At 56.7% G+C, this 26,426-nt stretch carries 22 protein-coding genes, 1 tRNA gene and 2 pseudogenes (1 of these 25 running past the window's edge); 13 read left to right on the top strand and 12 right to left on the bottom strand.

Annotated elements, in window-relative coordinates; genetic code table 11:
- The 4 genes from CK911_RS20390 to CK911_RS20375 form a co-directional block, all read right to left on the bottom strand.
- Positions 1-1,595, bottom strand: partial view of a bifunctional diguanylate cyclase/phosphodiesterase gene (locus CK911_RS20390; protein WP_098972237.1) — the 5' portion only. 337 nt of this gene lie to the left of the window's left edge; the window shows 1,595 of its 1,932 coding nt (coding positions 1-1,595); it begins with the start codon at positions 1,593-1,595; its stop codon lies beyond the left edge, outside the window.
- A 23-nt stretch (positions 1,596-1,618) separates the two neighbouring features.
- Positions 1,619-2,119 carry a molybdopterin-binding oxidoreductase gene (locus CK911_RS20385; protein ID WP_098972236.1) on the bottom strand — a complete coding sequence of 167 codons (501 nt, stop codon included), beginning with the start codon at positions 2,117-2,119 and terminating at the stop codon, positions 1,619-1,621.
- A 104-nt stretch (positions 2,120-2,223) separates the two neighbouring features.
- Positions 2,224-3,858, bottom strand: a complete 1,635-nt coding sequence (groL, locus tag CK911_RS20380) for a chaperonin GroEL (protein ID WP_042024445.1) — start codon at positions 3,856-3,858, stop codon at positions 2,224-2,226.
- A gap of 44 nt (positions 3,859-3,902) precedes the next feature.
- Positions 3,903-4,196, bottom strand: coding sequence for a co-chaperone GroES (locus CK911_RS20375; protein WP_033136012.1), 294 nt, complete (start codon positions 4,194-4,196; stop codon positions 3,903-3,905).
- Positions 4,197-4,455: 259 nt separating this feature from the next.
- Between CK911_RS20375 and CK911_RS20370 the strand changes: the two genes are divergently transcribed.
- Positions 4,456-5,790: an MATE family efflux transporter gene (locus tag CK911_RS20370; RefSeq protein WP_253860353.1), complete on the top strand. Its 1,335-nt coding sequence runs from the start codon at positions 4,456-4,458 to the stop codon at positions 5,788-5,790.
- 29 nt (positions 5,791-5,819) lie between these two features.
- Here the strand turns inward: CK911_RS20370 and CK911_RS20365 are convergent, their stop codons facing one another.
- Entirely contained in the window at positions 5,820-6,299 is a 480-nt protein-coding gene (locus CK911_RS20365; protein WP_068977441.1) for an FxsA family protein, read from the bottom strand.
- Between the two features lie 443 nt (positions 6,300-6,742).
- Here CK911_RS20365 and aspA point away from each other — a divergent pair, with 443 nt between their 5' ends.
- Positions 6,743-8,185 (top strand): aspartate ammonia-lyase, encoded by a 1,443-nt coding sequence (gene aspA, locus CK911_RS20360; protein ID WP_098972234.1) that lies wholly within the window; start codon positions 6,743-6,745, stop codon positions 8,183-8,185.
- 128 nt (positions 8,186-8,313) lie between these two features.
- Complete coding sequence (locus CK911_RS20355) at positions 8,314-9,633, top strand: anaerobic C4-dicarboxylate transporter (protein ID WP_042024432.1); 1,320 nt, start codon at positions 8,314-8,316, stop codon at positions 9,631-9,633.
- Positions 9,634-9,854: 221 nt separating this feature from the next.
- Here CK911_RS20355 and tsaD read toward each other — a convergent pair whose 3' ends face one another.
- On the bottom strand, positions 9,855-10,868 hold the full coding sequence (gene tsaD, locus CK911_RS20350; protein ID WP_098972233.1) for a tRNA (adenosine(37)-N6)-threonylcarbamoyltransferase complex transferase subunit TsaD: 1,014 nt from the start codon (positions 10,866-10,868) through the stop codon (positions 9,855-9,857).
- Between the two features lie 179 nt (positions 10,869-11,047).
- Between tsaD and rpsU the strand changes: the two genes are divergently transcribed.
- From rpsU to CK911_RS20325, 5 genes are all read left to right on the top strand, one after another.
- On the top strand, positions 11,048-11,263 hold the full coding sequence (gene rpsU / locus CK911_RS20345) for a 30S ribosomal protein S21 (protein WP_005309452.1): 216 nt from the start codon (positions 11,048-11,050) through the stop codon (positions 11,261-11,263).
- Between the two features lie 15 nt (positions 11,264-11,278).
- Complete coding sequence (locus CK911_RS20340) at positions 11,279-11,722, top strand: GatB/YqeY domain-containing protein (RefSeq protein ID WP_098972232.1); 444 nt, start codon at positions 11,279-11,281, stop codon at positions 11,720-11,722.
- An 88-nt stretch (positions 11,723-11,810) separates the two neighbouring features.
- The gene (gene dnaG, locus CK911_RS20335; protein ID WP_098972837.1) at positions 11,811-13,598 is read left to right on the top strand and encodes a DNA primase; all 1,788 of its coding nucleotides are present in this window, start codon (positions 11,811-11,813) and stop codon (positions 13,596-13,598) included.
- A 222-nt stretch (positions 13,599-13,820) separates the two neighbouring features.
- The gene (rpoD, locus tag CK911_RS20330; RefSeq protein ID WP_042024428.1) at positions 13,821-15,677 is read left to right on the top strand and encodes an RNA polymerase sigma factor RpoD; all 1,857 of its coding nucleotides are present in this window, start codon (positions 13,821-13,823) and stop codon (positions 15,675-15,677) included.
- Between the two features lie 176 nt (positions 15,678-15,853).
- Positions 15,854-15,930 (top strand) — tRNA-Ile (locus tag CK911_RS20325).
- Positions 15,931-16,090: 160 nt separating this feature from the next.
- On the opposite strand, the pseudogene CK911_RS20320 reads toward CK911_RS20325, so the two are convergent.
- The 4 genes and pseudogenes from CK911_RS20320 to purH form a co-directional block, all read right to left on the bottom strand.
- Positions 16,091-16,644, bottom strand: a pseudogene (locus tag CK911_RS20320) (cytochrome b/b6 domain-containing protein).
- Positions 16,625-16,999: a cytochrome b562 gene (locus CK911_RS20315; protein ID WP_005349056.1), complete on the bottom strand. Its 375-nt coding sequence runs from the start codon at positions 16,997-16,999 to the stop codon at positions 16,625-16,627. The pseudogene CK911_RS20320 and the gene CK911_RS20315 overlap by 20 nt, the downstream one beginning before the upstream one ends.
- A 279-nt stretch (positions 17,000-17,278) precedes the next feature.
- Positions 17,279-18,565, bottom strand: coding sequence for a phosphoribosylamine--glycine ligase (gene purD, locus CK911_RS20310; RefSeq protein ID WP_098972231.1), 1,287 nt, complete (start codon positions 18,563-18,565; stop codon positions 17,279-17,281).
- Positions 18,566-18,679: 114 nt separating this feature from the next.
- Positions 18,680-20,272: a bifunctional phosphoribosylaminoimidazolecarboxamide formyltransferase/IMP cyclohydrolase gene (gene purH / locus CK911_RS20305; protein WP_098972230.1), complete on the bottom strand. Its 1,593-nt coding sequence runs from the start codon at positions 20,270-20,272 to the stop codon at positions 18,680-18,682.
- A gap of 218 nt (positions 20,273-20,490) precedes the next feature.
- Between purH and CK911_RS21270 the strand changes: the two genes are divergently transcribed.
- From CK911_RS21270 to CK911_RS20295, 3 genes are all read left to right on the top strand, one after another.
- On the top strand, positions 20,491-20,724 hold the full coding sequence (locus CK911_RS21270) for a hypothetical protein (protein WP_157774572.1): 234 nt from the start codon (positions 20,491-20,493) through the stop codon (positions 20,722-20,724).
- A complete protein-coding gene (gene zntR / locus CK911_RS20300) occupies positions 20,708-21,163 on the top strand; it encodes a Zn(2+)-responsive transcriptional regulator (RefSeq protein ID WP_098972229.1) in 456 nt (151 codons plus the stop codon). Before CK911_RS21270 ends, zntR begins: the two co-directional genes overlap by 17 nt.
- A 212-nt stretch (positions 21,164-21,375) precedes the next feature.
- Positions 21,376-21,615: an alternative ribosome-rescue factor A gene (locus CK911_RS20295; RefSeq protein WP_033135444.1), complete on the top strand. Its 240-nt coding sequence runs from the start codon at positions 21,376-21,378 to the stop codon at positions 21,613-21,615.
- Positions 21,616-21,830: 215 nt separating this feature from the next.
- On the opposite strand, the gene hemW is transcribed toward CK911_RS20295, so the two are convergent.
- A complete protein-coding gene (gene hemW / locus CK911_RS20290) occupies positions 21,831-22,976 on the bottom strand; it encodes a radical SAM family heme chaperone HemW (protein ID WP_042024422.1) in 1,146 nt (381 codons plus the stop codon).
- 75 nt (positions 22,977-23,051) lie between these two features.
- Positions 23,052-23,645: an RdgB/HAM1 family non-canonical purine NTP pyrophosphatase gene (gene rdgB / locus CK911_RS20285; protein ID WP_042024421.1), complete on the bottom strand. Its 594-nt coding sequence runs from the start codon at positions 23,643-23,645 to the stop codon at positions 23,052-23,054.
- Between the two features lie 236 nt (positions 23,646-23,881).
- On the opposite strand from rdgB, the gene CK911_RS20280 reads away from it, so the two are divergent.
- Positions 23,882-25,045: a multidrug effflux MFS transporter gene (locus CK911_RS20280; RefSeq protein WP_172954075.1), complete on the top strand. Its 1,164-nt coding sequence runs from the start codon at positions 23,882-23,884 to the stop codon at positions 25,043-25,045.
- A 135-nt stretch (positions 25,046-25,180) separates the two neighbouring features.
- Positions 25,181-26,229: pseudogene (locus CK911_RS20275) on the top strand (oxidoreductase).
- Positions 26,230-26,426 lie beyond the last annotated feature (197 nt).

Here is a 26,426-nt window from a genome sequence, read left to right as displayed (position 1 = left end):
GTACCAAAGTCATCCAGTGCCAGCAATACTCCCTGCTGGGTAAGGTCTTGCATAAGTTGCAGAGAGTTCTTCACTTCCCGCATGGTGGTATCTTCGGTCACTTCCAATACCAGACTCCGGGCAGGCAAGTGATGCTCCATCAATGCCTTGGCTACCAGTTTGAGCAAATTACGCTGGTACATGCCCGGGGAAATATTGACGCACATCTGCAGGTCCACCAAGCCAAGCTGATGCCACTGCGAAAGTTGTTGGCACGCTGTATTTAACACCCAGCTACCGACTCTTTCTGCAAGCTGAAACTCTTCTGCCACCATGATCACCTCATTAGGGGGAATAAACCCCAACTCAGGGTGGCGCCAACGCAATAGGGCTTCGACCGCTTCACAGCGACCATTTTCAAGATTGACTATCGGCTGGTAATAGAGCTCCATGGCGTTATGCTCTAACGCCATGATCATGTCCGAGGCCAGGTGCTTGCGGCGAGCTGTCTCGTTCAGCAAAGAGTTATCGTAGATGACATAAGGTACTTGAGTCTTGCGACTATGAAACAGCGCTTGCTCTGCATGGCTCAACAACTCTTGAGTTTTGTTGCTGTCCATCGGATAAAATGCAATCCCGACCCCCGCCTCTAGCCGGAATGGATAGTTGTCATACACGATATCCTGCTTGAGCGTATTCTGTAAGCGAGCAACCAACTCCCGAACCTGGCGCAGATCACTGCTGCCACGCTGAATAATGGCAAACTGGTCACCCCCCAAGCGGCCACTCCACTCTCCCTCCCCACACAATGCTCTTATTCGATTGGCGAACTCATTGAGCAAGTAATCACCGGTGTCATAGCCGAACTTACTGTTGATATCCCTGAAATCGTTGATATCAATCAACACCAGCCCAAACGGCACGTCTTGAGTCGTGCACAGCTCCATCCGCTCCAACAAAGCAAGTCGGTTGGGCAATCCGGTCAGCGGATCCTGCCTTGCCGCTCTAAAATGACGACGCCCTTCATATATAAGCAGGATACTGAGCAACAGAACCGAGACAATCAGACCGGACACCATCAGTAGCAAGGCGTTGCGCAACTGACCAAAATAGCGATCGTTATCTGAATAGATGTTAATGTTCTTTTGCATCACAGAGGCAAGTGAGTAGGAAAGCGGCTCTTGAAGAGGTTCCAGCCGCATCATAATTTGCTGATAATCGCTGACGCCAGCTTTAAGGGTGGTGATCTCGGGTTCAATATTGCGGATATTGTTTTCTATTAATTGGACCAGTCGTAAGGTCTTCTGCTTGTCCTCCATGCTTTTGCGCAACTGGCCGCTCAACAAAATGGGCGTTCTACTCCAGAGGATGTCATAGCGCAGCATCAAGGCATCGTGATCGATGCCACCGTAGTGATACACCCTAACGGCAGTAAGGAAGCGCCCAAGCTCCAATTGCAACTGCATCAACGCCCAGGAAACATCGTAGGTGTATTTCTCCATCGCTCTGGTGGTGTTCTGGATCTGCATCAGGCAGTAGAGCGTGCTTCCGGTAAACGACAGGATGGATATATACAGAATGACGATCAGTGGCCAAGTTCTGGTCTTTCCTTTCATCCGATGCTCCTGTTGCGTGCTGCTTAGCGCTGGATGTCTATTGAATCAAGCTGCCAGATCATCATGTCGGTGTATTCAGAGCGCTTCAGTTCCGGATACTGATCGAGAGGGAGCATAAACCAAATCGGTCCCTTATCGCGCACTCGCATGACTACCCCATCATCTTGCCATGCCAAAATAGGATCATACTTAGCGACTTTGTCCCACTCGATACTGATCTGGAAACTGTTCAATGCTGTCAGGATAACAGTTTTACCATTAGCCCCAACCGAAGCCAACAGGTCCGCCAGCTTGGGTCCTCTATATCGGTGCGGTTTATCGACCCAGGGATTGCCGGTCACCACTTCATGCTGTGGCAGCGCCTGCAGCTTGACTAGGTCAAAAAGTACCTTGCCATCCACCTCATCTGTCGACTTTATATCGCCGCTGACTTTCAGGATCACCGGTCCGGTGAGCGCCTCTGCTGAGGCCGTTGGCATGATGACCAATGAAAGAAGCAGGGCAATGCAACCAAAAACGTTCATGTTCTCTCCCAAAAATGTGCTGTCTCAACAGACTCAGTTTAGCCAGATATAAAAAAACGGCTCGCCTAGGGCGAGCCGTTTCTCAAACAGAGCCGGGATGATGATTACATCATGCCCATGCCGCCCATACCACCCATGTCCGGCATGGCTGGAGTATCTTTCTTTGGCATCTCGGTGATCATGCACTCGGTGGTGATCATCAAACCGGCGATGGAAGAGGCAAACTGCAGGGCTGAACGGGTAACCTTGGTCGGATCCAGGATACCCATGGCCAGCATGTCACCATACTGTTCGGTGTAAGCGTTGTAACCGAAGTTGCCTTCACCGTTCTTCACTGCGTTGGCAATGACAGAGGCTTCTTCACCGGCGTTGATCACGATCTGACGCAGCGGAGCTTCCATGGCACGCAAGGCAACCTTGATACCCACGTTTTGGTCTTCGTTGTCGCCACGCAGGCCAACCAGCTTGGCAGCAACGCGCACCAGCGCAACACCACCACCGGCAACCACACCCTCTTCAACGGCAGCGCGAGTTGCGTGCAGGGCATCGTCAACACGGGCTTTCTTCTCTTTCATCTCGACTTCAGTGGCAGCACCAACCTTGATGACCGCAACACCACCGGCCAACTTGGCCACGCGCTCTTGCAGCTTCTCACGGTCGTAATCAGAAGACGTATCTTCGATTTGCTGACGGATCTGGGCAACACGGCCTTCGATCACGGTTGCATCACCCACGCCATCGATGATGGTGGTGTTCTCTTTGGTGATGACGATGCGCTTGGCACGACCCAGATCTTCCAGAGTCGCTTTTTCCAGCTCCATGCCCACTTCTTCAGAGATCACGGTACCACCGGTCAGTACGGCGATGTCCTGCAGCATGGCCTTGCGACGATCGCCAAAGCCCGGAGCCTTAACGGCTGCGACTTTCACGATACCGCGCATGGTGTTGACCACCAAGGTAGCCAGCGCTTCACCTTCAACATCTTCAGCAACGATCAACAGCGGCTTGCCAGCTTTGGCAACACCTTCCAGCACCGGCAGCATTTCGCGGATGTTGGATACTTTCTTGTCAACCAGCAGGATGAACGGGTCGTCCAGTTCAACGGAACCAGTCTCTTGCTTGTTGATGAAATAAGGGGACAGATAGCCGCGATCGAACTGCATGCCTTCTACCACAGCCAGTTCATCGTCCAGACCCTGGCCATCTTCAACAGTGATGACACCATCACGGCCGACTTTATCCATGGCTTCAGCAATCAACTTGCCTACTTTCTCGTCGGAGTTGGCAGAGATGGTGCCTACCTGAGCGATGGCGTTGCTGTCAGCGCAAGGCTGGGACAGCGCTTGCAGCTCGGCAACGGCAGCCACAACGGCTTTGTCGATACCGCGCTTCAGATCCATAGGGTTCATGCCAGCCGCGACGGCTTTCAGGCCTTCGTTGACGATGGCTTGAGCCAGAACGGTTGCAGTAGTAGTACCGTCACCGGCGGCATCGTTAGCCTTGGAAGCAACTTCCTTGACCATCTGGGCGCCCATGTTCTGGAACTTGTCTTCCAGCTCGATTTCGCGCGCAACGGAAACACCATCTTTAGTGATGGTCGGGGCGCCGAAGGACTTGTCCAGCACCACGTTGCGGCCTTTCGGGCCCAGGGTGACCTTGACCGCATCGGCCAGGATGTTTACGCCTTCCAGCATCTTGATGCGGGCTTCGTTACCAAACTTAACGTCTTTAGCTGCCATTTTTCTTCAATCCTTAAATCAATTCGGGGAAAAAGGAGGATGGATTACGCTTCGACAATCGCCAGGATGTCGGTTTCGGAGAGGATCAGTACATCCTGACCATCCAGCTTTTCGGTCTTTACGCCGTAGCCTTCGTTGAAGATAACCTTGTCACCCACCTTCACTGCCAGCGCTTTGACTTCGCCATTATCCAGGATGCGACCAGTCCCCACGGCAAGCACTTCACCACGGGTGGACTTCTGGGCCGCGGTACCCGTCAAAACGATACCACCGGCGGATTTGGCTTCAGCTTCGATGCGCTTGATGATGACGCGGTCGTGCAGCGGACGAATTTTCATCGATAACTCTCCCAAAATGAGTCTTATTGTTGCTTTGAGGAATGGCCGTTTCTGACCAAATTAGATATGGCACTGATGTGGGGCAAAGTAGCTAACCCTTCAAGGGCAAATACAAAAAAAATATTTTCACGTACTATGAAGCTCTTCGATTGTTCGCCCGTGTCCTCACCATGGATAAAAGCCGGATTCATCCCATCGCTGCCATGCCTGAATCCTCAAAGTCAGATACAGAGACTCGCCATTGACCCGCACTAACCCCATGCTGACAGCACCTATCCCTGTCGTACTGCGCCAGATGACGGGCCCAATGATCTTCGGCATCATCGCCATTCTGGCGTTCAACCTGGTCGATACCTTTTTTATCGGCATGCTGGGTACTCAGGCGCTGGCCGCCATCAGTTTTACCTTTCCGGTCACCTTTGTGGTCACCTCCCTCGCCATGGGATTGGGGGCCGGGCTATCTGCGGTGATCGGCCATACCCTGGGGCAAGGCAAGCACGATGAGGCCGCTCATCTTGCCACCGACAGTCTGTTTCTGGCGGTGATCATGGTGACCCTGCTCTCCGTGGGCGGCGCACTCACCATCAAACCGCTGTTTACCCTGCTGGGTGCCAGTGCCGAGCTTATCTCCCTTATCCATGACTACATGCTGATCTGGTATCTGACCGTGCCCATGCTGGTGTTGCCCATGGTGGGCAATGCCGCTATTCGCGCGACCGGGGATACCAAGACCCCTAGCGTGGTGATGGCGGTGGCCGGGTTGGTCAACGGCGTGCTGGATCCCTTGCTGATCTTCGGCATAGGCCCGTTTCCCGAATGGGGGATCCGCGGGGCGGCCATTGCTACCTCTATTTCCTGGTTGATGGCGATGCTGGTCAGCCTCTATATCTTGCGCCATCGAGAAGGTTTACTGCTGTGGCGCCTCTCTGCTCGACCCAGACTGTTTCAGCACTGGCGCTCACTGCTTCATGTCGCAGTACCGGCATCCTTTACCAATATGCTCAACCCCTTGGCCAATGCGGTGCTGATGACGTTTTTCGCCGGCCTTGGCACCGAAGTAGTGGCCGCCTACGGCGCGGCCTCGCGAGTCGAAGCGCTGCTGCTGATCGTGATGATGGCCCTTGCCTCCGTGCTTGCCCCTTTCATCTCGCAAAACTGCGGCGCAGGCAATCCAGCCCGCGCCAAGGCTGCACTACAAAGCTGTATGGGTTTTGCGTTGCTGTTCCAGCTCGCCATCTATGGCCTGACCTGGCTGCTTGCACCCTTTATTGCCAGGCTGTTTAGCGAGCAGCCACAGGTGGTGCGCTTGATCACTCTTTACCTGCATCTGGTGCCGATTGGTTACGGCTTTCAGGGGATGGTGATGCTGTTAGCTTCTGCGCTCAATGGCGTGCGGGCATCAAGTATCTCGTTCTTGTTCAACGGGCTACGACTGTTTGGTTTCCTGTTGCCAGGGGCATGGCTGGGGGCAAAACTGGGGGGAGAACAGGGGATCTATCTGGGAATATTGTTGGCCAATCTGGCGGCGGGCACCCTCGCCTGGTGGTATGCCCGACACCGCTTCGAGGCGCTGTGTCATCAGGGCCAACCCTGATCCGTTACAGCCCCGGTTCCATTCACTGATTACTCTTTGCGTTCGAATTCACCTTCAATGGTGGTGCCGCCCTGCTTGGGTTGCACCCGAGGTTCTTCAGATGAAGGCTGGCCAAACGGCGACTGCGCTCCCTGATTAAAACCCCCCATCTGCATCCGGAACGGGTTGCTGCCGATCAGCTTGTCGGCCAGCTTGTTGCGCAGCCAGGGTTGCAACAGCAACACACCCACGAAGTCAGTCACAAAGCCAGGAATGATCAGCAGCAAGCCGGCCAGCGCCAACATCATGCCACCCATCACCTCACGGCCTGGCATCTCGCCCATCTGCATCTTCTGTTGAGCGCTGAACAGGGTTTTGATCCCTTCATTACGTACCAGAGACGATCCCAGCACCGCGGTCAGGATGAGCAAGCCGACGGTCGGCAGTGCGCCAATCACGGAGCCGACCTCGATCATCACGGTGAGCTCCAATACCACCAGTCCCACCAACAACAGAAACAACTTGCCCATATCCACTCCAATACCAGTAAATTGAGAAACAGCGGGGCCCGTCAAACAGCAGTACATCGGTGACACTTCTGCAGCTTCATCCCCACTCTTTACCCTGAATAAATGGGGGCTATCCCCCTCTTTTCAAGCTCTTCAACTGACACCTACGTCATCAGCAATCTAAAAAATCAGCAGATTCTAAAAAAAGCTCTTAAAAAACATAACCATGTGCAGCTCGCAACATATGTATGCGTTCATCAAAGTAATTTGAAAATGACTCAAATTTAGTGATCTAGCTCTAATAACCGATACCTCAATTGGAGTAGTATATCGGCCAGTAATTCGGGGGCCGTGCTCCCAACTGCCCCACTCGATGTGTGGTGCTTCAGGATGAGCTGTGCGCAAGGAACTCGCGACCACTCGGTGAGGATTTTTTCCATTTTTCTGATTTCTGAGGCATTACAATGAGCGACATCAAGAACGTCCGCATTGAAGAAGACCTGCTGGGCACCAAAGAAGTTTCCAATGATTTTTACTACGGTGTGCATACCCTGCGCGCAGTCGAGAACTTCAAGATCAGCTCTCAGAAGATTTCTGACGTTCCCGAGTTTGTCCGCGGCATGGTATTGACCAAGAAAGCTGCGGCGTTGGCAAACGGCGAGCTGGGTACCATCCGTCCTGAAATTGCTGACAAGATCGTAGAAGCCTGCGACCTGATGCTCAGCACCGGCAAATGCTTCGACCAGTTCCCGGTCGACGTTTACCAGGGTGGTGCCGGCACCTCCGTCAACATGAACACCAACGAAGTACTGGCCAACATCGCCCTGGAAATCATGGGTCTGGAAAAAGGCAACTACGACGTTATCAACCCGAACGACCACGTTAACAAGTGCCAATCCACCAACGACGCCTACCCTACCGGTTTCCGCGTTGCCGTGGTGAACAGCACTGATGTGACCCTGCATGCACTGGAGCATCTGATCGCCGCATTCGATGCCAAGGCTGCTGAATTCAAAAACATCCTGAAGATGGGTCGTACCCAGCTGCAGGATGCAGTTCCGATGACCCTGGGTCAGGAATTCCATGCTTTTGCCGTTACCCTGCGTGAAGAGATCAAGTCCATCAAGCGTTGCCAGGAGCTGCTGCTGGAAGTGAACCTGGGCGCCACTGCCATTGGTACCGGTCTGAACACCCCGCCAGAGTACTCTGCCCTCGCCATCAAGCATCTGGCTGAGATCACTGGCCGTGCTTATGTACCGGCAGAAGATCTGATCGAAGCGACCTCCGACTGTGGCGCCTACGTCATGTTGCACGGCGCCATCAAGCGTCTGGCCATGAAGCTCTCCAAGATCTGTAATGACCTGCGTCTGCTCTCCTCCGGCCCGCGCACTGCACTGAAAGAGATCAACCTGCCGGAAATGCAGGCGGGTTCCTCCATCATGCCAGCCAAGGTCAACCCGGTTATTCCGGAAGTGGTCAACCAGTCCTGCTTCAAGGTGTTCGGTAACGACATCACTATCACTTTCGCCGCCGAAGCCGGTCAGCTGCAGCTGAACGTCATGGAGCCAGTGATTGGTCAGGCGATGTTCGAATCCCTGAGCCTGATGGAGAAAGCCTGTATCTCCCTGCGCGAGAAGTGCGTGGAAGGGATCACCGCTAACCCGGAAATCTGCATGAACCACGTACTGAACTCCATCGGTATCGTGACCTACCTGAACCCCTTCATCGGTCACCACGAAGGTGACATCGTCGGCAAGATCTGTGCCCAGACCGGCAAGAACGTCCGCGAAGTCGTTCTGGAGCGCGGCCTGCTGAGCGCCGAGCAACTGGACGAAATTCTCTCCATCGAGAACTTGATGAACCCGCAATACAAAGCCAAGCGTTTCACCCGCGAAGCCACCGTATAACGCGAGTATGGGCCGGGATCTTCCCGGCCCATTAAAGTCAGTTCCCGATTGGTCTTTATCCCCAGCCCGATCGGGAATTGGCTTTTTGCCAAATAAAAACCAAAAACTAAATAAATGGAGTTATCGCTATGATTTTAATCGAGTTACTTGTGGTGCTCGGCGCCATCTATCTGGGGGCGAGGATAGGCAGCATCGGCATCGGCTTTGCCGGTGGTCTGGGGGTTCTGGTACTGACCTGGGGTCTGGGCATGCCCATCCCGAGTGATCAACTGGTGAGCTACATCCCTTGGGATGTAATCATGATCATCATGTCTGTTATCTGCGCCATCGCCTGTATGCAGCTGGCTGGCGGGATGGACTATCTGGTCTCCCTGGCAGAGAAAGCACTGCGCAAAAACCCCAAATACATCACCTTCGCCGCACCGATCGTCACCTATCTGATGACCATGCTGGCTGGTACCGGCCATACTGCTTTTTCCACTCTGCCAGTTATCGCTGAAGTGGCTAAAGAGCAAGGGATCCGCCCATCCCGTCCGCTCTCCATCGCTGTTATCGCCTCCCAGATCGCCATCACAGCATCCCCGATTTCTGCTGCTGTGGTTGCCTTCTCCGGCATGCTGGAGCCGTTCGGTGTTGACTACCTGACCCTGCTGGCCATCTGCATCCCGTCCACCTTCCTGGCCTGTATCATAGGTGCCTTTGTCGCCAACATGCTGGGCAAGCCGCTGGAGCAAGACGAAGTCTACCTGGATCGCAAAGCCAGAGGCCTGATCAAGCTGCGTGGCACCACCAAGCTTGAGCTGAAGCCTTACGCCAAGGTTTCTGTGTGGATCTTTATTTCCGCCATCATTGCGGTTATGGCTTACGCCACCGCTATCTCCGGCAAAGTGGGCCTGATCGCCAACCCGCCGATCCCACGTGACGGTGCCATCATGGGCATCATGCTGGCCGCTGCCACCATCATGACTCTGGTGTGCAAACTGGACGCCACTCAAGTGACCAACATGCCGACCTTCAAGTCCGGTATGTCCGCCTGTATCTGCGTACTGGGTGTCGCCTGGCTGGGTAACGTCTTTGTGAAAGGCAACATGGATACCATCCAGCTGATCGCGGGCGACCTGCTGAACCAGTACTCCTGGCTGCTGGCCGTGGTGCTGTTCTTCGCCGCCATGCTGCTCTATTCACAAGGTGCCACCACCAAAGCCCTGATGCCTGCTGCACTGGCGCTGGGTGTCAGCCCGTTGACTGCGATTGCCTCTTTCGCAGCGGTGAGCGCCCTGTTCGTGCTGCCAACCTATCCAACCCTGCTGGCTGCGGTTGAAATGGATGACACTGGCTCCACCCGTATCGGCAAGGCGGTATTTAACCACCCCTTCTTTGTACCTGGTGTCGCTACCATTGCTTGCGCCGTCGCGCTGGGCTTCTTCTTCGGCGGCATCATGCTCTAATCGCATCGAGCCCCGAGCGCCAAACAAAAATCCCCGCCAAGTGGCGGGGATTTTTTTATCGCTGCACATAGAGCAGCTGACACTTCGGATGGCACTGCTAGATAGCTATCCAACCATCACAGTGATGATGCCTCAGTAGCCCTGTAAGCGCCTCTGGTGCATCCCATGGCTCATGCTCATCATCACATCCACCGCGCCATCAAGGTGCAGGATCCTGCGGATCAGACCGGATCCAGGGTATCCAGCGGCCAGCGTGGCACCGCCTTGACTGCCAGCGGTTCAAACACCCCCGCTTTCAATCGTTGCATACCTGCATACGCGATCATGGCGCCATTGTCGGTGCAGTATTCAGTACGCGGATAAAACACCTCGCCATGGAGGCCCTCCATCAGCTCTGCCAGCTGGGCGCGCAAGTGACGGTTGGCACTGACACCGCCGGCCACCACCAGACGTTTAAGGCCGGTCTCCTGCAAGGCACGACGACACTTGATCGACAGGGTGTCGACCACCGCATCTTCAAATGCACGGGCAATATCGGCACGGGTCTGCTCATCGTCACCGTTGGCGGCAATGGTATTCGCCGCAAAGGTCTTGAGCCCGGAGAAGCTCATATCAAGCCCGGGGCGATCCGTCATGGGCCGTGGAAACTTGAAGCTCCCGGTGGTGCCTTTTTCGGCCAGACGGGAGAGCAGCGGACCGCCCGGGTAGTCCAGCCCCATCAGCTTGGCGGTCTTGTCGAACGCTTCGCCAGCGGCATCGTCGATGGATTCCCCCAGCAACTGATAGCTGCCGATACCATCAACCCGCACCAACATGGAGTGGCCACCGGAAACCAGCAGCGCCACGAAGGGGAACGCGGGGGCCCGCTCTTCCAGCATCGGGGCCAACAGATGGCCTTCCATATGATGGACGGCGATCGCCGGCTTGTCCCACGCCATCGCCAGCGAGCGGCCAATGGTTGCCCCCACCAGAATGGCACCGACCAGGCCAGGACCCGCGGTATAGGCGATGCCGTCAATGTCATCTTTACCCAGTCCCGCCTCTTGCAATGCGGCCTGGATCAACGGGATCGTCTTGCGAACATGATCCCGGCTGGCGAGCTCGGGGACCACGCCACCGTAATCCGCATGCAGCTTGACCTGGCTGTATAACTGATGGGAAAGGATCCCTTTTTGATCATCGAAGATCGCGATCCCGGTTTCGTCACAGGATGTCTCTATGCCCAATACACGCATTGCTAAAAAATTTCACTGCTAAAATGAGACGGCTATGGTAACCTTCGCGGGTTTTTTAAACCAGAGCGATCTCTGCGGGTTTACTTTCATTCCCTGTCCAGAGTATAATTTCGCACCATTTTAAGTCATGCTGATCGATTGAAGGTCAGCTAACAATTTATCACTGAGGTGAAAGGCACATGCCAGTAATCAAAGTCCGTGAAAATGAGCCGTTTGACGTTGCTCTGCGTCGCTTCAAGCGTTCTTGCGAAAAGGCCGGTATCCTGTCCGAAGTTCGTAGCCGTGAGTTCTACGAGAAGCCGACTACCATTCGTAAGCGCGCTAAAGCGTCTGCTGTTAAGCGTCACGCCAAAAAGCTGTCTCGCGAAAACGCACGTCGTATCCGCCTGTACTAATCAGGAGTCAATGCCGTGTCTCTGAAGGATCAACTCAAGGATCAACAAAAACTCGCCATGCTTGCCAGAGATAAGGCTCGCTTGGGGACGATCCGTTTGTTGATGGCAGAAATCAAGCAACGTGAAGTTGATACCCGTATCGAGCTCAATGATGAGGATATCCTCGCTGTCGTGACCAAAATGGTCAAACAGCGCCGCGATTCCATCAGCCAGTTTGAAGCTGCCGATCGCCAGGATCTCGCCGACAAAGAGTCCGCCGAGATTGTTGTACTGCAGGAATTCCTGCCACAACAGCTGACCGCTGATCAAATTGCCGCACTGATTGAGCAAGCCATCACTGAAAGTGGTGCTGCCGTCATGGCTGATATGGGCAAAGTCATGGCTGTCTTGAAGCCGAAAATTCAGGGGCGTGCCGATGTCGGCGCCGTCAGTGCTCAGGTGAAAACCCGCTTGGCGTAACAGGCAACTCTCTTGTTTAGTAGAAGAAGCCGTGCTTCCCTTGGAATGCGCGGCTTTTTTATTTTTTCCGCAATGAATCAGGATGGTTATGGCAGGCAGGATCCCCCAATCCTTTATCGACGATCTGCTCGTTCGCACAGACATAGTCGAGCTGATCGACTCACGAGTGCGGCTGAAAAAAGCCGGTAAGAACTACCAGGCTTGCTGCCCTTTCCATAACGAAAAAAGCCCCTCATTTACCGTCAGCCAAGAGAAACAGTTCTATCACTGTTTCGGTTGTGGTGCCCACGGCAATGCCATCGGTTTTGTCATGGAGTATGACGGCCTCGAATTTCCAGATGCCATCGAAGAACTCGCCAGCACGCAAGGCATGCAGGTACCTCGCGAACAGAGCATTGGCGGCTCGGCCAATAGCCAGCCAGCCGTCAGCAAAGACCTCTTTGAGCTGATGAACCAGATCGCCCGCTTCTACGAGAGCAATCTCAAGAGCGCTCCCCATGCGGTGGAGTACCTCAAAGGTCGCGGTCTGACCGGTGAAGTGGTCAAACGATTCAACATTGGCTACGCCCCCAGTGACTGGGATCAGGTGCGCCGCCGCTTTGGCGCAAGCCGGGATCACGAACAGCTGCTCATCTCGGGCGGCATGCTGATCACCCGTGACAATGGCCCAGGTAGCTATGATCGCTTTCGCGACCGCATCATGTTCCCGATCCGCGACAAGCGCGGCCGGGTCATCGGTTTTGGTGGCAGGGTGCTGGGTGACGGCACCCCCAAGTACCTGAACTCGCCAGAAACCCCCATTTTCCATAAAGGGCGTGAGCTGTTTGGCCTCTATGAAGTGAAACAGGCACACAAGGATCCGCGCCGGATCCTGGTGGTGGAAGGCTACATGGATGTGGTGGCGCTCGGTCAGTACGACATCGACTATGCGGTGGCTGCGCTGGGCACTGCGACAACCAGCGACCATATCCACACCCTGTTTCGCACCACCGCCGAGGTGGTCTGCTGCTACGATGGCGATAAAGCCGGACGTGAAGCCGCCTGGCGAGCGCTGGATAACGCCCTCTCCCATCTGCAGGATGGCCGCGAGCTGAAATTCGTGTTCCTGCCGGATGGCGAGGATCCCGACTCGCTGGTACGCCAGATTGGCAAGGAGGGCTTTGAAGCCCTGCTCGATGAGGCCCAACCGTTCGCTGACTTCATGTTCGAACGTCTCGGACGGGATGCGGCTCTCAGCGGTGAGGCAGGCAAGTTCGAAGTGGCCAACAAGGCAGCTGAGCTTATTCGCCGGGTACCGGAAGGGTTTACCCGCGAAGGATTGATCACCCGCCTCTCCAGCATGATGCGCTGGGGCGAGAACAAGCAGCGTATCGCCGAGCTCTTTGCCCGCAACAGCCAGCCCAAAGCCGAGGTCAACAAACCCAATGCAGTCAAGCTGACGCCATTGCGTAGGGCGCTGGCGCTGATGGTGCAATATCCGGCCGTGACGGCTGAACTGCCCCCCATGCCAGAATTGGTCGGACTGCGCGTACAAGGGATCAAGTTCCTGCTGCAACTGCACCAGCAAATCCTGGCACAACCAGCCATCACCACAGGTATCTTGCTGGAACACTGGCGTGGCACCAAAGAGGGCGAGATCCTCGCTCAGCTGGCCATGCACGATCTGTTCGAAGAGGTCCGGCTTGACCAGGAACCTGATATTCTGGGCGAGTTACAGGATACCTTCGTCGGCTTCATCAACCAGTTTCTGAAACAAAGAATCGAAGAATTACAGGCCAAAGTGGCTCAGGAAGGACTAAGCTCCGATGAAACCCAAGAGTTGATGATGCTGATCAGAGAGGTACAAATTGAGAAAAGAAATGAGGGTGGGGCTTGATATTTGAGTGGTTAGCCCCAATATGGATAACGTTGCCCGAAACGACGGGATGAAAAGCAAAATTTTTATAACCGCCTGGCCCCGACAATACTGCGGGCAGGGGTTTCTCACGACCGACGCCGCAACCAGACATAGCATGTCTGGCGGTTTTCTATTAGAATTGGCTATTTGCGCAGCAGTACACCGTACGCGTAACCTAGCATCACCAACCGGATGAGTTCTATGGAGCAAACCCCGCAGTCTCAGCTTAAACTCCTCGTTGCCAAAGGTAAAGAACAGGGCTACCTGACCTATGCCGAGGTGAACGATCACCTCCCGCAAGACATTGTCGATTCAGACCAGATCGAAGACATCATCCAGATGATCAACGATATGGGCATTCAAGTGGTTGAAAACGCTCCGGATGCCGATGACCTTATCATGGCTGAAGGTGGTACCGCCGATGAGGACGCTGCCGAAGCAGCGGCCCAGGCACTGGCATCTGTTGAATCTGAGATTGGTCGTACGACCGATCCCGTCCGCATGTATATGCGGGAAATGGGTACCGTCGAACTGCTGACCCGTGAAGGCGAAATCGACATCGCCAAACGGATCGAAGACGGTATCAATCAGGTACAAAGCTCTGTGGCAGAGTACCCTGAAGCAATTACCTATCTGCTCGAACAGTACGACAAGTACGAAGCCGAGCAACTGCGTCTCTCTGACATCATCTCAGGCTTTATCGATCCTAACGAAACCGAAGATGTGGCGCCTACTGCCACCCATATCGGCTCTGAACTCAGCGAAGATGATCTGGCTGATGAGGACGAGGAAGAGGACGAAGATGAAGACGAGGATGGCGACAACTCGGATGATGAAGGTGACAGTGGCCCGGATCCGGAAGTCGCTCGCGAGAAGTTTGGCGAGCTGCGCGCCCAGTATGAGGTAACCCGCCTCTCCATTCAGAAGAATGGCCGTGCGCACGAAGATACCCAGGCTGCCATCGCTCAGCTGGCCGATGTGTTCCGTCAATTCCGCCTGATGCCCAAGCAGTTCGATCGCTTGGTCAACAACATGCGCGAAATGATGGAGCGCGTCCGCGTACAGGAACGTATCATCCTGAAACTCTGCGTTGAGCAGGCCAAGATGCCGAAGAAAACCTTCGTCGCTGCCTTCACCAACAACGAGTGTGATAGTGCCTGGTTTGAGTACCAGAAGCAGGCTGGTAAAGCCTGGTCTCCCCGTCTGGTCGAGATGGCTGAAGACGTACTGCGCGCCATCGGCAAACTGCAGCAGATCGAAGAAGAGACCGGTCTGTCGATTGCCCAGATCAAGGATATCAACCGTCGCATGAGCATCGGTGAGGCAAAAGCCCGCCGAGCGAAGAAAGAGATGGTTGAAGCCAACTTGCGTCTGGTTATCTCTATCGCCAAGAAGTACACCAACCGTGGTCTGCAGTTCCTGGATCTGATCCAGGAGGGCAACATCGGTCTGATGAAGGCGGTAGACAAGTTTGAATACCGTCGTGGCTACAAGTTCTCGACCTATGCCACCTGGTGGATCCGTCAGGCCATTACCCGCTCCATCGCGGATCAGGCTCGTACCATCCGTATCCCGGTACACATGATCGAGACCATCAACAAGCTCAACCGTATCTCCCGTCAGATGCTGCAGGAGATGGGTCGTGAACCGAACCCGGAAGAGCTGGCTATGCGCATGGGTATGCCGGAAGACAAGATCCGCAAGGTTCTGAAAATCGCCAAGGAGCCCATCTCCATGGAGACGCCGATCGGTGATGATGAAGATTCCCACTTGGGTGACTTCATCGAAGATACCACCCTTGCTCTGCCAGCGGATGCGGCGACCAGCGAAAGCCTGCGTAACGCCACTCGCGACGTGCTGGCTGGTCTTACTGCCCGTGAGGCCAAGGTACTGCGGATGCGCTTTGGTATCGACATGAACACTGACCACACCCTTGAGGAAGTGGGCAAGCAGTTCGATGTCACCCGTGAGCGTATTCGTCAGATTGAAGCCAAGGCACTGCGTAAACTGCGCCACCCGAGCCGCTCGGAAGTGCTGCGCAGCTTCCTGGACGAATAGTCCTGAGCCTGCCCTGTCAAAGCCCCGCCATGCGGGGCTTTATTTTATCCGCTATCGGCTCCTCTACCGGTTCAACACCATGTATCCAACTGCTTATTTAGTCGCCAAGTGGTTGATCTGCCTATAGACTGCCCTTTCCTCTTACCCTATAATCCTCGCCGCTAAATGCACAATTTGGCCCCTTAGCTCAGTTGGTCAGAGCAGTCGACTCATAATCGATTGGTCGTCGGTTCAAGTCCGCCAGGGGCCACCAAATTAGAAAAGGCCGCTCATCATGAGCGGCCTTTTTGCATCTGCCATCCGGGCAACTTCCATTGATGACGCCATAGAAAAGACCCGCCATTGGCGGGTCTGGGCAGGGTCCGGATCAGGCGCCTCAATCAGAGGGATCGCAAGGAGCCTAATGCTGAGCCTCAGGTTTGCTCGTTGCTGCTCTGGATGGATGAGCGACGCCCGATGGCAGGCAGCATCCGGGTGACCAGATTGCTGCGCTGACGCCAGGAGGTGAACACAATGGCCAGCAGGTGCAGGCCAATCAGCCCCTGCAACACCAATACACACCACTCATGCCACTCGTCAGCCCCCAGTTCAAAACCCATCTCGGTATTTTGAAACCAGCCGCTGCCAGCGGTGGCCAGCACCACCAGCCAGAGCGCCCACACAGCCAGCTTGCCGCTGCCGTGATGACCCGGTGCCGGAGGTTGCCGCTCACGCATCTCGCGCGCCTGCTGGCGAAAATCATCGCCACCGGGAATGAGGGCACCCAGACGGGCATGGCCCTTGGCAAACGAGATTCCCCACAGCAGCCGCAAGGTGATCAGGGCAATGGCACCGTAACCCAGCCACTCGTGCCACTGCTCCCCCGCTTCGTTAACCCAGAGGTTGCCGATGCAAACCGCAGCCACCCCCAGTGGGTCAGGCGAACCAGCGCATCCCAGCGAAAAGGCTCACCCTTTCTGCTTGGCATATTTGTGGTACTCCTTCTTCAGGTCGTTGACCTTGGCCAAATGTTCGCGCGCCTTAGCCTCATCACCCGCCTTGAGTGCGGCCAGGCTGGCGTCCAGCTCGGTCTGTACCTCGTTCATCCCTTCAAGGAACTTCTCTTTCTTGGCAGCCGGCATGTTCTTCTGTTTGGCTACGTCCAGCTGGGCCTTCATCTCGTTGATGTGCTTCTCCATGGTGGCAGCATCATCAGCCTTGACGGCCTGCTTGTAGTTGAAGCCAATCTTCTTCATCGGCTGCTCCAGATCTCCCGCCACGGCAGGCAGGGTCATCAGGCCAAACATCAGGGGCAGCAGCAGGGGGCGAACGGTTTTCAACATGGGATTTCCTTATTTATAACGACATGCTCGAATTGTTAGGGGTACTTATGAATCCAGACAGCAATTCATCAACAGCATAATGCCATGACTCATAGTGAAGAGTTTGTGAAAGATGCTGTTTTTTGTGGCAAATAGTGACAGGTATGCCGCGCTTGTTTGCACTTGGTAACTGATTGAACGCCGGTGATGCACGGCAAGATGATGGTTGATGCCGACTGACAGAGACAAAAAACCCCGCCGTAGCGGGGTCTGGATCAGCTGGCCAATGGCTTGCGTCAGTTACTCCTGTTCGCGAGCAATGGCGCGCCAGCCGATATCCTTGCGGTAGAAGACGCCATCCCACTTGATACGACCAGCGAGCTGATAGGCACGCTGCTGGGCTTCTGCAACCGTGTGGCCGAGGGCGGTAGCGCACAGCACGCGGCCACCCTGGGTCAGGCTGGTATCGCCCTCCAGTCGGGTACCGGCATGGAACACCTTCTCGCCAGCCACCTCATCCACCGGCAAGCCGCTGATGGGGTGATTGGTGCTGTAATCGCCGGGATAACCACCCGCTGCCAGTACCACGCCGATGGCGGCACGGGGATCATAGATGGCCTCTTTCTGATCCAGCTTGCCTGCGCAAGCGGCCAGGCAGAGCTCCACCAAATCAGACTGCATCCGCAGCATGATGGGCTGGGTCTCGGGATCGCCAAAGCGGCAGTTGAACTCGATCACCTTGGGGTTGCCTGCGCCGTCGATCATCAGACCGGCGTAGAGGAAGCCGGTGTAGACGTTGCCTTCGGCCGCCATGCCGCGCACGGTCGGCATGATCACCTGCTCCATCACCTTTTTATGCACGTCGGCAGTCACTACCGGTGCTGGCGAGTAAGCCCCCATGCCACCGGTGTTGAGGCCGGTATCGCCGTCGCCAACCCGCTTGTGATCCTGACTGGTCGCCATCGGCAGCACGTGCTCGCCGTCAACCATGACGATGAAGCTCGCCTCTTCGCCATCCAGAAACTCTTCTATCACCACTCGGGAGCCCGCTTCACCAAACGCATTGCCGGAGAGCATGTCGCGCACCGCGTCTTCCGCTTCCTGCAAGGTCATGGCGACAATCACCCCCTTGCCCGCCGCCAGACCATCGGCCTTGATGACGATGGGGGCGCCCTTCTCGCGCAGATAGGCAAGCGCAGGCTCCACCTCGGTGAAGTTCTGGTAGTCGGCAGTCGGAATAGCGTGACGGGCCAGGAAGTCCTTGGTGAAGGCCTTGGAGCCTTCCAGCTGGGCGGCGGCAGCAGTCGGGCCGAAGATGGGCTGACCGGCGGCGCGGAAAGCATCTACCACCCCTTTGACCAGCGGTGCTTCCGGCCCGACGATGGTGAGGCCAATGCGCTTCTCTTTGGCAAAGGCCAGCAGCCCTTCGATATCGGTCGCCTCGATGGCAACGTTCTCGACACCCGGCTCAAGCTGGGTGCCCGCATTGCCCGGTGCCACGAAGACGTGGCGTACCAGTGGGGAGTGTTTGGCCTTCCAGGCCAGGGCGTGTTCGCGGCCACCGTTACCAATGATCAGTACTTTCATCGTATCGCTCGCTTCTATTTGTGGTCACCAGGCGGCCTCTCGGGCCGTCAGCCAGTGGCAATAGTCAGTTGAAAAGAGACAACAAAAGGGCCGCCATCGGCAGCCCCTGACCCATCAATGACGGAAATGGCGCATGTTGGTGAACACCATGCACATGCCGTGCTCGTTGGCGGCGTCGATCACCTCCTGATCGCGCATCGAGCCACCCGGCTGGATCACGCAGGAGATACCGGCCTGCGCGGCAGCATCGATACCGTCGCGGAACGGGAAGAAGGCATCGGACGCCATCACGGAACCCGCCACGGTCAGCCCTTCATCCGCCGCCTTGATACCGGCGATTTTGGCGGAGTAGACGCGGCTCATCTGGCCGGCGCCGACGCCGATGGTCTGGCCATCTTTGGCGTAGACAATGGCGTTGGATTTGACGAACTTGGCCACTTTCCAGCAGAACAGCAGATCTTGCAGCTCGGCCTCGGTCGGCTGGCGCTTGCTGACCACGGTCAGGTCACCCAAGGTCACCATGCCGAGATCCCGCTCCTGTACCAGCAGGCCGCCATTGACGCGCTTGAGGTCAAACCCTTGCGCTGGAGCCGTCCACTGACCGCACTCCAGCAGACGCACGTTCTGCTTGGCAGCGACCGCGTCGCGGGCCTCCTGGCTGACGGTCGGGGCGATGATCACCTCAACAAACTGGCGGGCAACGATGGCTGCCGCAGTGGCGCCATCCAGCTCACGGTTGAAGGCGATGATGCCGCCGAAGGCCGAGGTGGGGTCGGTCTGGTAGGCGCGATCGTAGGCACTCAGCAGGTCGTCACCGATGGCCACACCGCAGGGGTTGGCATGCTTGACGATGACGCAGGCCGGTTCGCTGAACTCCTTCACACACTCCAGCGCCGCGTCGGTATCGGCGATGTTGTTGTAGGAGAGCGCCTTGCCCTGTAGCTGGGTGGCGCTGGAGACGGAACCCGGCGCGGCATGCTCTTCGGCGTAGAAGGCGGCAGCCTGATGGCTGTTTTCGCCGTAGCGCATATCCTGCTTCTTGATGAACTGGCTGTTGAAGGTGCGCGGGAAGCGGGACTCCTCGTCACCCTCCTTGTTGTCGCCATAGCTAGGCACCATGGTGCCGAAGTAATTGGCGATCATGCCGTCATAGGCGGCGGTGTGCTCGAAAGCAGCGATGGCCAGATCGAAACGGGTCGCCAGCTTCAGGCTGTTGCCGTTGGCATCCATCTCGCGAATAACCCGATCGTAGTCGGCAGCATTGACGACGATGGCGACATCTTTGTGGTTTTTAGCCGCAGAGCGCACCATGGTCGGGCCGCCGATGTCGATGTTCTCGACCGCATCAGCCAGGGTGCAGCCCACTTTGGCCACCGTTGCGGCGAAGGGGTAGAGGTTGACGACAACCATGTCGATGGGGGAGATAGCGTGCTGGGCCATGATGGCGTCATCCTGATCCCGACGGCCGAGGATGCCGCCATGAACCTTGGGATGCAGGGTCTTGACCCGGCCATCCATCATTTCAGGGAAACCCGTGTAGTCGGAGACCTCGGTCACCGGCAGACCCGCCTCGCCAAGCAGCTTGGCGGTACCACCCGTGGAGAGCAGGGCAACACCACGCTCGTTGAGTGCCTTGGCAAATTCCAGAATGCCCGTTTTGTCAGACACACTCAGCAGTGCACGGCGAATGGGTCGAGCTTGTTCCATCACACTATCGTCCTCAACATAACGGGGACCGTTCCATGGAAGGCAAGCGCACTTGGGTCGCACCAAACACAGAGAGTCCCCAAATAAATGGAAGTGGGGGATTTCGCAAACCACTCTCACCCAAATAGTCGTTCAAAGGCAAAGGTGTTTTAAGAAATGCCCGCTTGACGCAGCGCTCTGTTATGGGCGCGTATTCTACACAAAAAATGTGACCTGTGGTGGATTTTTTAAAACTGCAAAGCCTTATTTGGCGCGGCGTTAAACGTTTTCTACTTGATTTTCTCGAAACGTTTGCACTTTCAGTGTTTTATCGGAAAAAGGGCCGCAAGGAGACGTTTATCTGCCCCTTTTATGCCCTTGGCTGGCAATCCATTGGCAAAGGGGCGATAGTGGATTCCGGTTTTTATTGCGGCTATATCCAAGGGGAGAGAGAGCATGTATCGGATCGGTGAACTGGCCAAGGCGTGCGGGGTCAAAGCAGATACTCTGCGTTTTTACGAGAAGAACGGGCTTATCTCACCGGGGATCCGCAACCAATCCGGCTACCGCCTCTACAGCGAACAGGACAGGCGGCGGCTGGAGTTCATCATTCGCGCCAAGTCGGTGGGATTCTCGCTGGCCGACATCGGCGAGCTGCTCGATCTTGATACCAACAAAGCCAGGGTGACCTGTCAGGAGGTGAAAGCAGTAGCCGACACCAAGCTGGCCCAGGTGGAGCAGAAGATCATCGAGCTGACCCGCTTTCGCGACAACCTGCGCGAGCTCTCCAATATCTGCTGCGGCGGCCCCCGCTCGGCGGAACACTGCGCCATCCTCGAGACGCTGGAATCTGGCGCCCCGGCCCATCACGAGCATCACAGCCACGACCAGCATGACCAGGTTCACGGCTGACACGGTATGCCTGACCGAGCGAGCCTGACGCAGTGCGGCTGACTCTACGCGCCCGACTCATTGCTCCCGCGGCGATTTGGTGACAAAATCGCCGCGTTTTTAACCGGTGCTGACGCATCCGGTTGTCGGGCGCCCACCTGAACAGGCGCCTGCAGCGAAAACCGCCATCCTGTAACAAGAGTTAACATCCCAAGAGAAGACGAGGAGCCATCATGGCCAAAACTCGGGTCGACCAACCCGCCCTCCCCCGTGAGGAGCATGCGCAAGGGGGCAACTATGCCCATCAGCGTGGCGAGATAAAGGATAACCATCTGCACGCCTTGCTCTGTGATCCGCTGTTTCGCAGCCGGGTCGAGCGCAACAAGAAGGGCAAGGGGAGTTACCAGCGCAAGGCCAAATTTGGCAAGCGGTGGGAGCCCGGCCAACAGCAGATGATCAGCGTCTGCTGCTGAGCGGGTTTCTACCGACCACAAACAATCAGGGCGCCAATGGCGCCCTGATTGTTATCTCGAAACACGGTTCGCCAAAACTGGCTCACGACCTGTCGCGAGAAGCTGTCAGCAAGGTGAAGAGCAGCGCAGGAACCGGAGCGTATAGACATACGTGAGGATTCCGAGCAGTGCATGAACCTTGATCACGGCTTCGCAGCAAGATCGTGAACCCGTTTTCACTCATCCATAAAGAGTTCGAGCAGCACGTTGAGATAGCGATGGCCGAGGGAGGTGAGCTGCCAGCTATCCCCCAGATCTTCGATCAGCTCCTTGCTCTGGGCGATGGCGAGCACCGTCTCCACCCGCTCCAGCTCCAGACCTGTGTATGCCTCGAACTCCGCCTTGGGGGCCGGTTCGAACAGCCGGAAGCGATTCATAAAGTACTCGAGCGGCAGATCATCTGCAGTCACCTGCCACTGCTCGTCCAGATAGGGGCGACTCTTATCCAGATACCCTTTCGGATGCTTCACCTTGGCGGTGCGTAGGATCTGTTGGTTCGCGAGATCGGTCATCTTACCGTGGGCGCCGCAGCCAATCCCCAGATAGTCACCAAAGCGCCAGTAGTTAAGGTTGTGATGGCACTGGTAGCCCTCTTTGGCATAAGCCGAGATCTCGTATTGGCGATAACCGCTGGCGGTGAGTATGGCGTGGCCCTGTTCGTAGATATCCCACAGGGTGTCATCTTCCGGCAGCCGCGGCGGCTTGGAGGCAAACGCCGTGTTCGGCTCTATGGTGAGCTGATACCAGGAAAGATGCGGCGGTGCGCAGTCGATGGCCTGCTGCAGGTCATAGAGGGCATCATCCAGACTCTGATCCGGCAGACCGTGCATCAGATCGAGATTGAAGGTCGGCAGTTGGATGGCATGGGCCAGTGCAGCGGCTTTGCGCGCCTCTTCCGGGCCATGGATGCGGCCGAGACGGGTCAGCTTTTCCTGCTGGAAGCTCTGCACCCCGATGGAGATGCGGTTGATGCCAGCGCGCTTGAAACCGGCGAACTTGTCCGCTTCCACCGTGCCCGGGTTGGCCTCCATGGTGATCTCGCAATCTGCAGTGAGCGGTATGCGAGCCCGTACCCCATCCAGCAGGGTTTGCATCGCCTCTACCGTCAACAGGCTGGGGGTGCCACCGCCGATAAAGATCGAGGAGAGCGGCCGCCCCTGTGCCCACTTCAGATCCTGATCCAGATCTTCGAGCAGGGCGGCGACATATTCGAGGTGAGGCAGCTCTCCCTTCTGGGCGTGGGAGTTGAAGTCACAATAGGGGCACTTCTGGACGCACCAGGGCACATGAATATAGAGAGAGAGGGGCGGCAGTTGCAGCATGGGACTTCCAATAAAACGGGGGCTCAAGGCCCCCATTGTAGATGACAATACGCGATGGGCGAGGCTGGCAAAAACTCAGTGAGCGGCCAGCGCCGCTTTCAGTTTGGCCAGCGCCTGACCGCGGTGGCTGAGCTGGTTTTTCAGCTCGGCGGGCATCTGGGCAGCGGTGCAGTCGTGATCCGGCACGAAGAACACGGGGTCATAACCAAAGCCGTGTTGACCGTGCGGCTCATCGATGATCACCCCTTCCCAGCTTGCCTGACAGATGATGGGGGTGGGATCGTCGGCGTGACGCATATAGACCAGCACGCACCAGAAGCGGGCACTTTTGAGGTAATCCGGTGCACCCGCAAGCTCGCCCAGCAGCTTTTCAATATTATCCTTGTCGCTGGCATCCGGGCCGGCAAAACGGGCCGAGTAGACACCGGGACGACCGTGCAGCAGATCCACTTCCAGACCCGAGTCATCGGCAACGGCGGGCAGACCGGTAATGCGGGCAGCGTGGCGGGCCTTGATGATGGCATTCTCGACGAAGGTGGTGCCGGTCTCTTCGGCATCGGAGACTGCAAACTCGCTCTGCGGGATCACCTGGATCTTCATATCGGCCAGCATGGCGGCCAATTCCTTCACCTTTTTCTGGTTCCCTGTTGCCAGGACAAGCTTGTTCATCACGCACCTCCGCAAAAATAATCTGCGCATTCTATGCGGCGCAAGGGTTTAGTAAAAGCGCCAATTCGCGGCGCTAGCCTGACATGTGATGAAGGCCAAGCTCCTGTTAGCCGGTGCTGTTGAATGCATGTTTCCATAGCGGAATAACATAAGTGATAAAATACCATTTCAATTCATTACTGTGAGTCAGTAGACTCGCGCCCCAATCAAATTTCCCCCACGCCCCGAGGTGACTGATGCCATTGATTCTTTTACTTGTGCTACTGGTGCTGTTCAGTCCGCTGGCCATCGACATCTATCTGCCCGCCATTCCGCAAATGGCCGAGCAGTTGGGCGCCGAAGTGACCCTGATGCAGGGCACCATCACCTGGTTCCTGTTCAGCATGGGGCTGGGTCAGCTATTGGTCGGGCCGCTGGCCGATCGCTACGGTCGCAAGCCCATCGCCCTGGGTGGCGTGCTGCTCTATGGCCTGAGCGCACTGGCGGCCGGTTTTGCCGCCAGTCTCGGCGAGCTGATGCTGGCCCGGGTGCTGCAGGGCTTCGGCGCCTGCGCCACCTCGGTGGCCGCTTTCTCGGTGGTGCGTGACAGCTACGGCCCGAAAAAGAGCGGCCAGATGATCTCCTACCTCAATGGTGCCATCTGCTTTATTCCAGCACTGGCGCCCCTGCTCGGTGGCTGGCTCACCGCCAAGGCGGGCTGGTCAGCCAACTTCTGGTTTATGGCCGGTTATGCGGTCATCGTCGGCAGCTGGCTGATGTGGCGGATGCCGGAGACTCGCCCGAACGCAACACGCAGCGAAGGGGCACTGATCAGCTGGTCCCGCTACAGCCCGGTACTGCGCTCCCCCAGCTTTCTGTTCAACGCAGCGCTCTGCATGCTGGCGATGGCAGTGATCCTCGCCTATGTCACTGCTGCACCGGTGCAGCTGATGGTGAAACTGGGGCTGGATATGAGTGGCTTTAGCTACTGGTTTACCGCCAACGCCGCGCTCAACATTCTGGCTTGCTTCATGGCCCCCCGTTTTATCGCCAAGGTGGGGCCAAGACGCACCCTGCGCATCGGCCTGCTGGTATTGCTCCTCTCCGCCATCATACTGACCCTGGCGATGCACATCGAACATCCGCTGGCGATGATGGGGCCGGTGTTCCTCTCCAGCATCGGCTTTGCCATGATTTTGGGCTCTGCCGCCGGAATGGCGCTGGCACCGTTCGGCCACTGCGCCGGTACCGCCGCCGCCCTGCTCGGCCTGTTCCAGATGAGCGGATCCGGCGCGCTGGTTGGCCTGACCGGCTTACTAACGGCAGACCCGCTCAGCCAGCTGGCACTCCACATGTGGCTGCTGCTGCCGCCCCTGGTGATGCTGATGACCCGCCGCGGACGCAGCTTGTGTTTGCAATAAATCCTGTGCTCTGATGGGCACACTCAGGGGGCCAACGGCCCCCTTCTCTTTTGTATCGCCTATACAGCGTATGGCCATCCGGCAGCCAGCCGGTGATGGCAACCACACTCACTCGATATCAGCGGAGCACACCCGATGAGTCACTCTCTTAACGCAGCCCTGGTGGGCTATGGCTTTGCAGGCAAGACCTTCCACGCCCCCTTCCTATCCACCACGCCAGGCTTGTCCCTGAGCTGGGTGGTGAGCCGCGATGCAGCCAAGGTGCAGGCCGATCTGCCCGGCTGTCGGGTCGGGTCGCTGGAACAGGTGCTGGCCGATGACAGCGTCGATCTGGTGGTGATAGCTACCCCCAACGATACCCATGCCCCCTCGCCCGCCAGGCACTGCTGGCTGGCAAACATGTGGTGATCGACAAGCCGTTTGCACTGGACTTGGCCGAAGCGCAAGCGCTGGTCGAGCTGGCCGAAAAACAGCAGCGACTGCTCAGCATCTTCCACAACCGGCGCTGGGACGGGGATTTTCTCACCGTGCGCCGTCTGCTGGCAGAGGGCGCGCTGGGGCAGATCGCCCAGTTCGAATCCCACTTCGATCGCTATCGCCCCGAGGTGCGCCAGCGCTGGCGCGAAGCGGGTGGCCCGGGCTCCGGCCTCTGGTTCGATCTCGGCCCCCATGTGCTGGATCAAGCGTTGCAGCTGTTCGGTCAGCCGGACTGGCTGCAGGCGGATCTGGCAGAGCAGCGTTCCGGCGCGTTGGCGGACGACTACTTCCACGTGGTGCTGGGCTATGGTGCGCTGCGGGTCGTTTTACACGGCAGCTGTCTGGTCTCGGCCACCATGCCACGCTTCGTGATCCACGGTAGTGAAGGGTCGTTTATCAAGTTCGGTATGGATGTGCAGGAAGATCAGCTCAAGCAGGGCAAGCGGCCACCGGCAGCGGATTGGGGCGTGGATGGAGAGCCAGGTCAGCTCAGCCGCATTGTCGATGGTCAGTTGCAGCAGCAGAGCGTGGTCGGTGAGTCGGGAGATTATGGCGCTTACTATCGCGGCGTCTGCGCCGCCATCAAGGGCGAAGGGAGCAACCCGGTGCCAGCTGGCGAGGCACTGGCGGTAATGGCACTGCTGGATCTGGCCCGCCAGAGCCACCGTGAGGGAAAACGGCTGCCCTGTCAGAAGCTGTCTGACTAAAGCCTGTTTTCTCACAACTCAGCTGGGGGCAAAATTCAGCCAAAGTGCTAACCGGCAGCCATGAAATGGTGGTTTATTGGGCGTTTTTGCTGTCTTGACGGCATCTTATATTGATATTCGTCGTTGCAGTGGTGCTTTTCATCCACGGCACGAAAAAATGTCATTGTGATATCCGTTTTCATTGGTCACTAATGGGG

The sequence above is a fragment of the Aeromonas sp. CU5 genome (assembly GCF_002586745.1).
Taxonomy (GTDB): domain Bacteria; phylum Pseudomonadota; class Gammaproteobacteria; order Enterobacterales; family Aeromonadaceae; genus Aeromonas; species Aeromonas sobria.
The sequence above is the reverse complement of the archived record's forward strand: the minus strand, read 5'-3'. Positions and strand labels throughout refer to the sequence as shown.

Coding starts and splice junctions, on each gene's coding strand:
- CK911_RS20385 (WP_098972236.1), bottom strand. CDS start 2,119: ATGAACGTTTTTGGTTGCATTGCCCTGCTTCTTTCATTGGTCATCATG.
- groL (WP_042024445.1), bottom strand. CDS start 3,858: ATGGCAGCTAAAGACGTTAAGTTTGGTAACGAAGCCCGCATCAAGATG.
- CK911_RS20375 (WP_033136012.1), bottom strand. CDS start 4,196: ATGAAAATTCGTCCGCTGCACGACCGCGTCATCATCAAGCGCATCGAA.
- CK911_RS20370 (WP_253860353.1), top strand. CDS start 4,456: ATGCTGACAGCACCTATCCCTGTCGTACTGCGCCAGATGACGGGCCCA.
- CK911_RS20365 (WP_068977441.1), bottom strand. CDS start 6,299: ATGGGCAAGTTGTTTCTGTTGTTGGTGGGACTGGTGGTATTGGAGCTC.
- aspA (WP_098972234.1), top strand. CDS start 6,743: ATGAGCGACATCAAGAACGTCCGCATTGAAGAAGACCTGCTGGGCACC.
- CK911_RS20355 (WP_042024432.1), top strand. CDS start 8,314: ATGATTTTAATCGAGTTACTTGTGGTGCTCGGCGCCATCTATCTGGGG.
- tsaD (WP_098972233.1), bottom strand. CDS start 10,868: ATGCGTGTATTGGGCATAGAGACATCCTGTGACGAAACCGGGATCGCG.
- rpsU (WP_005309452.1), top strand. CDS start 11,048: ATGCCAGTAATCAAAGTCCGTGAAAATGAGCCGTTTGACGTTGCTCTG.
- dnaG (WP_098972837.1), top strand. CDS start 11,811: ATGGCAGGCAGGATCCCCCAATCCTTTATCGACGATCTGCTCGTTCGC.
- rpoD (WP_042024428.1), top strand. CDS start 13,821: ATGGAGCAAACCCCGCAGTCTCAGCTTAAACTCCTCGTTGCCAAAGGT.
- CK911_RS20315 (WP_005349056.1), bottom strand. CDS start 16,999: ATGTTGAAAACCGTTCGCCCCCTGCTGCTGCCCCTGATGTTTGGCCTG.
- purD (WP_098972231.1), bottom strand. CDS start 18,565: ATGAAAGTACTGATCATTGGTAACGGTGGCCGCGAACACGCCCTGGCC.
- purH (WP_098972230.1), bottom strand. CDS start 20,272: ATGGAACAAGCTCGACCCATTCGCCGTGCACTGCTGAGTGTGTCTGAC.
- zntR (WP_098972229.1), top strand. CDS start 20,708: ATGTATCGGATCGGTGAACTGGCCAAGGCGTGCGGGGTCAAAGCAGAT.
- CK911_RS20295 (WP_033135444.1), top strand. CDS start 21,376: ATGGCCAAAACTCGGGTCGACCAACCCGCCCTCCCCCGTGAGGAGCAT.
- hemW (WP_042024422.1), bottom strand. CDS start 22,976: ATGCTGCAACTGCCGCCCCTCTCTCTCTATATTCATGTGCCCTGGTGC.
- rdgB (WP_042024421.1), bottom strand. CDS start 23,645: ATGAACAAGCTTGTCCTGGCAACAGGGAACCAGAAAAAGGTGAAGGAA.
- CK911_RS20280 (WP_172954075.1), top strand. CDS start 23,882: ATGCCATTGATTCTTTTACTTGTGCTACTGGTGCTGTTCAGTCCGCTG.